Origin of the sequence: Sphingobacterium composti (genome assembly GCF_009829075.1) — a bacterium.
GTDB classification, from domain to species: Bacteria; Bacteroidota; Bacteroidia; order Sphingobacteriales; family Sphingobacteriaceae; genus Sphingobacterium; species Sphingobacterium composti.
This window is the reverse complement of the sequence record NZ_WUQZ01000004.1, coordinates 185,005-196,673: the sequence shown is the minus strand read 5'-3', so window position 1 is coordinate 196,673 and position 11,669 is coordinate 185,005. Positions and strand designations below refer to the sequence as shown.

At 33.9% G+C, this 11,669-nt stretch carries 11 protein-coding genes; 5 read left to right on the top strand and 6 right to left on the bottom strand.

From position 1 onward, the window contains the following. From GOQ17_RS04700 to GOQ17_RS04680, 5 genes are all read right to left on the bottom strand, one after another. Positions 1 to 1,476: a sugar ABC transporter ATP-binding protein gene (locus GOQ17_RS04700; protein ID WP_159635508.1), complete on the bottom strand. Its 1,476-nt coding sequence runs from the start codon at positions 1,474 to 1,476 to the stop codon at positions 1 to 3. A gap of 15 nt (positions 1,477 to 1,491) precedes the next feature. Further along, positions 1,492 to 2,523: a substrate-binding domain-containing protein gene (locus GOQ17_RS04695; RefSeq protein ID WP_159635505.1), complete on the bottom strand. Its 1,032-nt coding sequence runs from the start codon at positions 2,521 to 2,523 to the stop codon at positions 1,492 to 1,494. A 6-nt stretch (positions 2,524 to 2,529) separates the two neighbouring features. Beyond that, positions 2,530 to 3,363 carry a glycerophosphodiester phosphodiesterase gene (locus tag GOQ17_RS04690; protein ID WP_159635502.1) on the bottom strand — a complete coding sequence of 278 codons (834 nt, stop codon included), beginning with the start codon at positions 3,361 to 3,363 and terminating at the stop codon, positions 2,530 to 2,532. Between the two features lie 13 nt (positions 3,364 to 3,376). After that, positions 3,377 to 4,405 (bottom strand): zinc-dependent alcohol dehydrogenase, encoded by a 1,029-nt coding sequence (locus GOQ17_RS04685; protein ID WP_159635499.1) that lies wholly within the window; start codon positions 4,403 to 4,405, stop codon positions 3,377 to 3,379. Positions 4,406 to 4,626: 221 nt separating this feature from the next. Beyond that, positions 4,627 to 5,619, bottom strand: coding sequence for a LacI family DNA-binding transcriptional regulator (locus GOQ17_RS04680; protein WP_159635495.1), 993 nt, complete (start codon positions 5,617 to 5,619; stop codon positions 4,627 to 4,629). 182 nt (positions 5,620 to 5,801) lie between these two features. Here GOQ17_RS04680 and GOQ17_RS04675 point away from each other — a divergent pair, with 182 nt between their 5' ends. Both GOQ17_RS04675 and GOQ17_RS04670 read left to right on the top strand, forming a co-directional pair. Next, entirely contained in the window at positions 5,802 to 7,946 is a 2,145-nt protein-coding gene (locus tag GOQ17_RS04675) for an FUSC family protein (protein ID WP_159635492.1), read from the top strand. Between the two features lie 10 nt (positions 7,947 to 7,956). Next, positions 7,957 to 8,919, top strand: coding sequence for a YpdA family putative bacillithiol disulfide reductase (locus GOQ17_RS04670; protein ID WP_159635489.1), 963 nt, complete (start codon positions 7,957 to 7,959; stop codon positions 8,917 to 8,919). Here the strand turns inward: GOQ17_RS04670 and GOQ17_RS04665 are convergent. After that, complete coding sequence (locus GOQ17_RS04665; RefSeq protein WP_159635486.1) at positions 8,916 to 9,524, bottom strand: TetR/AcrR family transcriptional regulator; 609 nt, start codon at positions 9,522 to 9,524, stop codon at positions 8,916 to 8,918. The genes GOQ17_RS04670 and GOQ17_RS04665 overlap by 4 nt on opposite strands. 108 nt (positions 9,525 to 9,632) lie before the next feature. Here GOQ17_RS04665 and murB point away from each other — a divergent pair, with 108 nt between their 5' ends. The 3 genes from murB (at position 9,633) to GOQ17_RS04650 (ending at position 11,641) form a co-directional block, all read left to right on the top strand. Further along, entirely contained in the window at positions 9,633 to 10,643 is a 1,011-nt protein-coding gene (murB, locus tag GOQ17_RS04660) for a UDP-N-acetylmuramate dehydrogenase (RefSeq protein ID WP_159635483.1), read from the top strand. A 227-nt stretch (positions 10,644 to 10,870) separates the two neighbouring features. After that, complete coding sequence (locus tag GOQ17_RS04655; protein WP_159635480.1) at positions 10,871 to 11,374, top strand: RNA polymerase sigma factor; 504 nt, start codon at positions 10,871 to 10,873, stop codon at positions 11,372 to 11,374. Positions 11,375 to 11,398: 24 nt separating this feature from the next. Further along, complete coding sequence (locus GOQ17_RS04650; protein ID WP_159635477.1) at positions 11,399 to 11,641, top strand: cytochrome b5 domain-containing protein; 243 nt, start codon at positions 11,399 to 11,401, stop codon at positions 11,639 to 11,641. Positions 11,642 to 11,669: the final 28 nt, after the last annotated feature.

Genomic DNA, 11,669 nt, shown 5'->3' with positions numbered 1-11,669 from the left:
TTAGTTAGCGCCTATTGCCATCCTCAGCAAAGACTCTTCACTGAAATTTTTACGTTCTAATATTCCACTTATAGTACCTGATTTCATAATCATAATACGATCCGAAATACCTAATAGCTCTTCCATGTCTGAAGAAACCATGATGATATATACACCACTATATGCCAAATTTTGTAATATCTGATAGATCTCATAACGTGCTCCAACGTCTACTCCTCGTGTAGGTTCATCGATCAATAGAACCCTTAATTCTCGGTTCAGCCACTTTGCCAATATAACTTTTTGTTGATTTCCACCACTCAAGGATGACAAATTATCCTCCGCATTGCCCATCTTAATCTTCAATCGCGTTATCAATTCATCGAGAACTAGCTTTTCTTTGTTAGGATTAATGAAACCATATCGATTCGATACTTTCTTCAAATTAGCCAAACTGATATTTTCTTTAATACTTCGCTCCAATACTCCACCTAAAGCTTTTCGATCCTCTTGTACCATACCCCAACCTCTGGTCAACATAGACGAAATATTTGTAGGCTTGAACGAAGTATTATCCACTTCAATAGTTCCCTCATCAATAGGAAAATTTCCAAATAAACTTTGCAAAATTTCAGTTCTGCTAGATCCTACTAAACCTCCAATACCCAATATTTCTCCCTTGTAAACTTTAAAATTCAAAGGAGAATTAAAGTGTTTTGAGTTGAATCCTTTGATTTCAATTGGGTTATCAAATTTAAAAGTTGGGTTCTTGACTGGATACAATTGATTGAGTTCTCGCCCAACCATCATACTAATCAAAATATCTTTATTGACATCTGCAGTACGCACAGTACCAATTGTTTTTCCATCCTTAAGAATGGTAACCTGGTCAGTTAATTCAATTAATTCCTCCAAATGATGTGAAATATAGATTATTCCTATTCCCTTTTCTTTGAGTTTCTTTAGTAGTGTGAATAATTTTTTTATCTCTTCTGAACCTAATACAGCTGATGGTTCATCCAAAATGAGCAATTTTATAGATTTGGATAATGCCTTAGCTATTTCTACAATTTGTTGTTGTGCAATAGACAATTCTGATGTGATTTTTCTCACATCAATATCAAACCCCAAAGATTGAATTAATTCTCGCGCTTCCTTATAAAGTTGTTCCCACTTAATCCATTTGTAAGTATTATTTCCAAAAAAAATATTTTCTGCGACAGTAAGATCTGGAATAAGAGAGAACTCTTGATAGATGATACTAATTCCTAACTCTTTGGAAATATGCGGATTATTTGTTTTCACCTCCTTATTAATGAATGAAATATTTCCAGAATCATATGCAATAGCTCCTGAAATTACTTTCATCAAAGTAGACTTACCTGCACCGTTCTCTCCCAATAGCGCATGAATCTCTCCTCCCTTCACCTCTAAGTCAACACCTTGAAGTGCCTTTACGCCACCATAAGATTTGTAAACATTGGTTAGTTTTAACATAATGGTTACTTATTATTAGAAAAGTGCTTTTTGATCATAAAAATCTTCCACATTAGACCTTGATATAAGCACCGACGGTGTATAAATGGTTTTTTCAACAGATTCATCACCATTCAAATATCGAACAAGAGCTTGAACTACTAATTCACCAAGTATCTTTGGACTATTTTGTGCTGTTGCTGCTAACCGTCCCTCCTTCATCATTTCATAGGCTTCCTTTTGTCCATCTACACCTATTACGGTAATATCCTTTTCTTTGCCCATCTCTTTGATAGTTTTTGCAGCTCCCATTGCCATGGCATCATTCTCCGCAAACAAAACATTAACATATGGATGCGCAACCAAAATATCTTCCATGGCTTTCACACCACCGTTATTGTTCCATTTACCCCAACCATGTGCTACGACTCTGAAATTAGTCTTTGCATTTTTATGTAATTGTCCATCTGCCAATCCGCGAATAAATCCTAATCTTTTCTCTCTACCAACTGGATTTCCTTGATTTCCTGAAATAATCGCAATCTTAGGCTCTGCAATATTTTGTTCGGCAAGCCACAAACCTAAAAGTTCGCCATTCATCATATTATTAGCAACTATAGAAGATATGTATTCTGCTGATGGATCTATCATAGAATCCACAACAAATATCTTCACACCTTGTTGATGAGCTCGGTTTACGACTTGAACTACAGCCTTTGGATCTAAGGGATTAATAATCAAAGCATCAATACCTTTAGACAATAAATCTTCAATGGCTGCTACTTGCTTCGCTACATCTTCTTGGCCATCGGCAGTATAATAAGTCATCCCATAATGCTGAACTGTCTCTTTTACTATTGTTTCCAAAGCCACATAATATGGAGCAACCATAGATGGTCCACAATACCCAACTTTGATAGCAGAAAGGTCTCGTTCTGAACTTAGCAATGCTGCATTTCTAGTTGAAGAACTAGTGCTTTTGTTTGACCTTTTTTCTTCTTTTGGGATACATCCAAACAACAAACTAATAATCAGACATAAGCAGCTTAAGTGTTTGTACCTAATCATATTATATTACTTCAATGTAATCCAAGATCCTTGTTTCTTTACCCATTCCATCACTTCGACAGGAATATCAGTACATAACATATCACTCCCTAGACTAACTCCTAACAAGAAATCATTTATATTTCTTCCAGGCCAAAGACTTACAATAAATCCTTGGTCTTTAGCATTTTTAACCATGTCTCTAGTAGTCTTCTCTACGCGGCAGCCAAGTCTATTAATACCCAATTCTTTCGCTTCATCTAGTACTGCTTGTGTCAATCCTTCGGATTTAATGAACAACAAGTCTACATTCGCATCTTTTGCTTTCAATAAGCGAAGTGGTCTTTTGTCAAATGAAGTAAATAGATACGTATCCTTTGATCTTTTTATTTTATTTACTTTGTTATATAATTCAGAGCAATATTTCGCCAAAACAGTTTCATTGTAATAGGACTTTTGGGTTTTCATCTCAAATTCTACATACAGTCCTTCTTTATCTTTTAAGAAATTCAAAAAATCATCTAATGAAGGAATTGGATTTCCTTTCAATGTTTTCATTTTTTTGATTTCTGCCAAAGTGGATTCTTCGATAGAACCCTCAGTCCCAATAATTCTTTTGAAGTTGTCGTCATGAAATAAAACAAGATAACCATCTTTTGTCATTCGGATATCGACTTCATACCCCCGAATTCCTTTGTTGAACGTTTCTTGAAAGGCAGAAATTGTATTTTCGTCATATTCTAACATTCCACCTCTATGTGCAAATATTTTCACCTCTCTATTTTGAGCATAAATTGAGCTTGAAAAAAGCGCAATGAATAATAGAAAGCAAATGAGGACTAGCGACTTTTTATTTTTCATAATTTTATGGATATTAATCATTTACGTTTATAATTACTTTTAAAGTTTCATTTGGATTATCATTTATATATTTATACGCTTTATTGTAGTCAGAGAATTCAAATGTATGCGTAATCATATCTTTAACATTGATTTTATTGGTATTAAGAAATTCAATAGCTTCCTCATAATCTTCATGTTTATACATCATACTTCCTTTGAGAGTCAATTCATACTCTCCAACAAATCCCATATTGACACGAGGAAATTCCTCATAAACACCTACAATGATTACTTCACCACCTTTCTCCACATGAGCGACCAAATCATCCAATGCAGCTTGGTGACCTACAGCCTCTATCCCAACCTGGAAGCCATCATCACCCAAAATTCGACGTACACCATTGCCAAAAGATTCTTCTCTCAAATTTATGGTATCCGTTATCCCAAGTTTGTGTAACATTTCTAAACGAAATGGATTAAAATCGGAAACAACAATACGCTTAGCCCCTTTTGCTTTCGCAAATTGTGCGATCAATATCCCAATAGGTCCCGCACCGGAAATCACTATATTTTTAGCATGAATATCCTCGATAAGCGAAGTACAGTGTGCACCCACAGCAGCTGGTTCAATCAATGCAATTTCATCAAAAGAAACCTGCCCATTAATCTTGTAAGCTCTATCTTCTGGAAGAATAAAATAATCTTGAGCTACACCAGGCGCTTGAAAACCTTGAACTTTAAGCTCTTGACAGACATTGTATTTCCCACTTTTACATGGATTACACATTCCGCAAGTAAGCTGTGGCCGACCAGTTACTTTATCTCCCTTTTTGAATTTTGAAACTGAACTTCCGACATTTATTACTTCAGCACTATACTCATGTCCTTGTACCACTGGCAAAGGTGTGAACGGATGCTTACCTTTATAAGCATGAATATCTGATCCGCATACTCCTATCCTTTTAATATGAACTAATATTTCGTTACGTGCCAAATCGGCTATAAAGTCTACATCATGAAATATAATTTCTTCGGCAGATTGCAATACTGCTTGTTTCATAGTATTTATAATTGGAAATCTAAAATTAGCTATTTAAACGTTTAAATAAAATAGTATAATGGAAAAATTACAAAAAAAATTAATCCATAAATAGAACACTTAATAGAATTATATCTACTTCGGAAAATGTATCTTAATGGCAGAAGCGTTTTAATATACTTAATAATTGTATAAATTGTTTGTTACTCATCAGGTAGCCAATACAGAATAAATTGCTTATTCTACGTATTCATATCGGTTATTGTTGCGTTTAGATAATGAACTACCTTATCATTCTTGGAATCATCGAACAATAATTCCACAGCTTTTTTACTCATTTCATATAAAGGCTGTTTGACCACACTAAGTTTGTGAGGAAAAAGTCTGAAGGCTTCCACTTCATCAAAACACACGATACGCATATCTTGTGGAATCTCAACCTTATTCAGAAGTTGTGGTAAAACTTCCATTGCAATTTTGTTGGTAAAACAACATAATCCATCAATAGATTTCTGAGCGAGGATATCTTTTACAATGGTTGAAACGGATTCAGCCAATTGATCTTCTATTACTCTATACATTTGCACATTTTGCTCCCCAAAAAATAAGTTACTAGTTTCTACAAAACCTCTTGTACGCTCCTTCAAATGATATAAATTACTTTGTAAAGCTATTCCTGCTACACTAGTACAGTTCAAACTTTTTAATTTTTCAGCGACTAAAGATGATGCGTTATAATTGTCCAAGCAAACTGTCTTGAGAGAACCACAAAAAGGAAATTCCCTATCAATCAACACGTAAGATATGCCAGAATCAATAATATCATCAAAACAATCATCTGCTCCCTCTGGTATAGCGAGTATCAACCCATCGACTTGACGATCGATCATGACTTGAAGTAATTTTTTGAATCGCTTGGGATCTTCATATGCACTACCAAACAACACATTATAACCTCGATTATTAGCTTCCTCTTCAATGTGACCTGCTATATAACTGTAGAAAAAATTAGAAATATCCGCTACTATTAATCCTATAGTATATGTTTTATTACTTTTTAAACTTTTAGCTATTTGATTAGGTCGATATTGTAGCTCATCTGCAATCTCCTTAATACGATTCGCAGTCTCTACATTTATTTTCTTTGTATTTTTCCCATTGAGGACATAAGAAACCAAAGCTATTGACACATTTGCCTTATTTGCAATATCCTTTAGGGAAGCTTTTTTTCGCATGAAATTTTATATAGATAACAATTGATGTATAAATATAAAGGTAAAATTATTGAAAAACCTAATTCAAACTACACATTTGAACATCGGAAGTACATTTTAAGAAGGAATAATATTTCTTTCAGCCGAAACAAAAATGTAAATTGTACAGCAAGTATGAAATAATACAAAACACCATAATCCCGATGAAAAAAACACAAGAACTAAGCAGTTTTTTTTATAGTCAATATTTCGCCGAAGGAATACGAATTACGTTAGGAACAATAATTCCCGTGGTCGTATGTGCGCTTCTTGGTGAATTTTTGATGGGAACATTTATATCTTTAGGCGCGCTAATTATTGGGTTATCCGATACTCCTGGAGCACCAAGGCACCGCAAATGGGGAATGTTCTATTGTACCGTAATATCTATTATTACCATTCTAGTTACTGCTTTAGCCAATGATTATCTCTATTTGATGACTGTAGTCATTGCGTTATTTTCTTTTATATTATGTATGTTTTCTGTTTTCAATGCGAGGGCTGCAACCGTAGGTATGATGGGTATTTTGATTATGCTGATTAACATCGATGCACAGTTTTCTTTTGAGCAAGAAATGCAGTATTTAGGGCTCTTTATCATTGGAGCATTATGGTATATGCTCATTAGCTTTTCCTTAATGCGTGTCCGCCCCTATCGATTGGCACAACAAGAACTTTCGGAAACTATCGTACAAGTAGCGGATTATTTACGTCTAAAAGCTAATTTCTATGATTTGAGAAAAGAGGCAGATGAAAACTATTTAAAGCTTATTGAAAAACAAATTGGAGTCAATGAACACCAAGAAAACACAAGAGATATTCTATTTCAAAGCAAAAGATCAATAAAAGATACTACTAAAGAAGGACGTTATTTGACCTTGATTTTCAATGAAATGGTCGACTTATTCGAACAAAGTATGACCACCCATTATGACTATTCAGAAATTAGAACCAAGTATGCTGACTCTGGAATATTAGAAGAGATAAAAAGTATTATAGATAAAATCGCACATGAATTAGATCATTTTGCATACAAACTACATGCGAATAAGCGCCCTCAGGCATTATATGATTATGAGCATGAAATAGAACACTTAAGAATTAGCATTGAGAAATATGACTCAGCTAATAATGTCAATTCTATTCCACTTAAAAAAATCGTCATTAATATTCGTACAATTACTAAACACGTGAGAAATGTTTTTAAATACGCAGTATTTGAAGCTGGAGATGTAACGAAAGAAGAAATTCTACAATCTAATAAATTTATCAATAGGGATATTCTAAATTGGCAAAATTTCAAAGATAACTTAAGTTTACAATCAAGTGTGTTTAGGCATGCTTTACGGATGGCAATTGTGTTGTCAAGCACCTATTTTTTATTCAATTTTTTCAACTATTCCAGCTTTACGACTTATTGGATTTTGTTGACAATCCTTGTAATTCTCAAACCTGGTTTTGGATTGACCAAAGAGCGTAATTTACAACGATTAGTCGGAACTATTATTGGAGGTATTATCGGAGGTATTATCCTTTTCACGGTTCCAGATGTAATGGTCAGGTTTGTTATACTCATTGTATTTTTCTTAATAGCTTACAGCCTATTCCGTGTAAACTATATTATGGCGGTAATATTTATGACGCCTTACGTACTGATTATGCTCAGTTTTACAGGAGTAAACACATTGGAAATGGCAAAAGAGCGGATTTTGGATACTTTCATAGGGGGATCTATTGCATTTATTTCCAGCTATATTATATTCCCCAACTGGGAAAGTTTTCAAATCAGAAAAAATATGCACAGCTTACTTGTAGCAAATTACAAATATTTGGCTCAAGCAATCCTTCTTTTATCCGACAAAAAAATATCCGTCATAGAATACAAGTTAGCACGTAAAGAAGTCTATATTGCTTCTGCAAATATGGGCTCAACATTTCAGCGCCTTCTAACAGAGCCCAAATGGAGACAAAAAAACACGAAGGATGTCAACAGATTTGTGATATTAAATCATATATTTTCATCCTATACAGCTACATTACTAACTCAAATATACAATACCGATTATCAGTATTATACAAATGAGCATATCAAGTTACTTACGAAATCTTTAGGATACTTAGAAAGTGCTATCGCCGAAATTGAATCACCCGAATACGCTAAAATAGAATATGTAAAATCAGTAGAGAAAAATCATTCAGAAGAGAATAATGAGGACACTATATTGATTACAGAACAATTACAATTTTTAGCCAAAATTTCTGGAGATTTACAAAAAAATGTGTCTACTTTAGCTTCCAAAGAGATTTAAAATGGATAATATGATTTACGATGTACTTATTATAGGCGCAGGTCCAATTGGCATTGCTTGTGGAATTGAAGCTAAAAATAATAATCTATCGCACTTAATCATCGAAAAAGGTTGTATCGTTAACTCTATATATAATTACCCTATCAATATGACCTTCTTTTCTTCATCCGAAAGGTTGGAAATCGAAGAAATTCCATTTGTCACTACTAATCCGAAGCCAAAAAGAGCCGAAGCCTTGGAATACTACCGCCGAGTACACGACAAATACAAATTGAATACTCACTTATTCGAAGAAGTCTTAAATTGTGATAAATCAAACGACATTTTTAATGTTAGAACATCAAAAGCGCTCTATAAAGCTAAAAATGTAATTGTAGCCACTGGATTTTATGATATCCCAATGTATCTAAATATCCCTGGTGAGGAGCTACCTAAAGTCTCCCATTATTATAATGATCCGCATTACTACGCAGGGATGAATGTCGTAGTGGTCGGCGCCAGCAATTCTTCTATTGATGCTGCATTAGAAACTTATCGCAAAGGGGCTAAAGTTTCGTTGGTAATTCGTGGAAACGATATCAGTCATCGTGTGAAATATTGGGTTCGTCCTGATATTTTAAATAGAATAGCTGAGGGCTCTATTGATGCATATTTTGAAAGTAAATTGACAGAAATAAGAGAAGGAGAAGTTGTTATTCGTACAAAAGATGGCTATAAAACTATTCCCAATGACTTTGTGCTCGCATTAACTGGTTATCGCCCAAACTTTGAATTGCTCAAAAAATTCAACATCAACGTACCCGAAGTGGACGCCATGATACCTCAACATAATCCCACCACTATGGAAACAAATATAGAAGGATTGTACTTAGCTGGGGTCGTATGTGGTGGATTGAATACACACTTATGGTTTATTGAAAATTCACGCGTTCATGCGCATTTAATAATAGATACAATTCTTTCTAAAGGCTAAGCTTTCAATCCTTCAACAAAAATTTCTGCTAATTTTTTCTGCATAGCTAAGATTTCATCAAATTCGCATTTGTCAGGAATAAAATCATTTTTAAAATCCTTCAATACAGACATGCGCATTCCCAACGTGCTAAACACGAATATACGTGCTGTATCCTCAGTATCTATGGATTTTAATTCTCCTGAAGCAACCCCCATACGAAAAATTTGTTCAATAGTTTTACGTTGACTTTCAAATGAATTAATGATTAATCTATCCAATTCAGATGGCAATTCTTTGCGCATCAGAATCGTATATTCTAATAGATAGAAATATTTTTTTTTGAAATTCATACCAACATCTAGCACGGCATTTACGCCTTCTAAAACGTTATTTACATGCGCTATAGAATCTTCCACAATACCTTGACATTCTTCAATGACATGCTCCAATACTGCAGCATATAAACTATTTTTATCAGGGAAATAATAATACAATAATGCTTTTGAAAAAGACAAGTCTTTCGCTATCTCCGCCATGGTGGTTTTTGCCATTCCATAGTGGGCAAAGCGTCTTTTCGCCGTCTCCAAAATTCTTATTCTTTTTTCGTCTGCATTATTAGCCATATTCAATTATTTTTTAGGTATTGCTTCGCTTATGCTATCTTTATAGCGAATAAATGGAATAAATATACCATTTTAATTTTATTTCATCCCCCAAAAATATAGAATAACGTGGAGCTACAGCAAAATATACTTTTAAAAAAACACAATACTTTCGGCGTTCAAGCAATAGCAAAACAATTTGCTGAAATTAAAGATGAAAGACAATTAATAGAATTATATAACACTGGTATTTTCAAAAATCGTTTTTTTGTATTGGGAGGAGGCAGTAACGTACTGTTTACTACTGACTTTGAAGGAACAATTATCAAAATTTCTACTAAAGGTATACAACACTTTATTGAGGGAACCAATATTTACGTCACTGCTGCTGGAGGTGAAGTATGGAATGACCTCGTGTGGTACTGTGTAAGGCATGACTTTCCTGGTTTAGAAAACATGGCCTTGATTCCAGGAACAGTTGGCGCCTCTCCTATTCAAAATATTGGAGCATACGGCACTGAATTAATGGACGTAATGTATACATGCCGAGCCTTTGATACATTAACGGGAGTATTCAAAACCTTTAATAATAAAGAATGTGGTTTTTCCTACCGTGATAGTATTTTCAAAAGCAAACATAAAGGTCGCTATATCATTGTATCAGTGACTTACAAATTAAACCTTCACACACAAAGAAATACTTCCTATGGAGCTATTGAATCAGAATTAACAAAGCGAGCGATATCAAATCCTACTATTAAAGATATAGCTGAAGTTGTTTCCTTCATTCGCGTAGAAAAATTGCCAGATCCTAAAACAGTTGGGAATGCGGGCAGTTTCTTTAAAAATCCAATCATACTTAATACGCAATTGGAAAATTTAAAACTTTCTTACCCAAATATTGTTAACTATCCAATAGATACAATGCACAGTAAGGTAGCTGCAGGCTGGCTTATAGAGCAATGTGGATGGAAAGGAAAAGAAATAGGAGAAGTAGTCATTTGGAAGAATCAAGCTTTAGTGATTACCAATAAAGGGAATGCTACAGGAAAAGAAATATTTCAAGTTTCTAAAGAAATAATTGATTCTGTATTTAATAATTTTGGAATAGAATTAGAAAGAGAAGTAAATATTTTGTAAAAAAGTTTTCCACATTTCTTAATAAATCGGCCTGCCGCCGTATACTTAAATCACTATTAAAAGTAGTTTTAGGGTTCTTTTTACAAATTTTTATTTAATATTAACAAATATTTAATATTTAGCAATAAAATTCTAGCACAGTGTTTGTAATGTAATAACTGAACTGTAGTTCACACTTATAAAAATTTAAGGACAACTACTATTTTTTAATTACAAACCTCAAGGCTATGAACAGAACAGAATTTAACACTTTAGTGATCGAACATTCCGATTCATTGAGATCTTATGCAAGAAATTTTACCAAAGATCACGATGATGCAAATGATTTAGTTCAAGACACTTTGCTAAAGGCTGTCACATATTTCAAAAACTTTAGGGATGGAACAAACCTAAAGGGATGGTTATATACCATTATGAAAAACACCTTTATCAATAATTACAGGCGTATTACAAAATCAAACAGCTTTATTACCAAAGAAGAAGAAATTTCTCCTGTGAATCTTGTACATTCGGCAACGAAGAACCAAGGAGAGAATAAATTTGTATTGGAGGATATCAATTCTGCACTCTCCGCGTTAGCTGAAGATTACTACACGCCTTTTACGATGTATTTTGAAGGCTACAAATACCATGAAATTTCTGAGCATTTGAATATTCCTATCGGAACTGTAAAAACAAGAATACACGTTGCTAGAAAAGCAATGAAAAAAACGCTTTCTACGTATAAATAATAAACCTTTTGGGTAGATTTGTAGATGAGTGACGAAAACTTAACCGTTTATACAAAATCGCAGTTAGCTTTAAGAAATGGGCAAGACAAACCTGAAATTTGGGTTGGTTACAAAGGCATTATATACGACGTATCTGAAAGCAGACTTTGGAAGAAAGGTATGCATTACGAACATTGGGCAGGACAAGATCTTACAGAAGAACTAGTAGATGCGCCTCATACCGCTACAGTGTTCGAAAGATTCAAAAAAATAGGGAGAATTACATAAGCATTCTCCCTATTTCATTTATGAATGA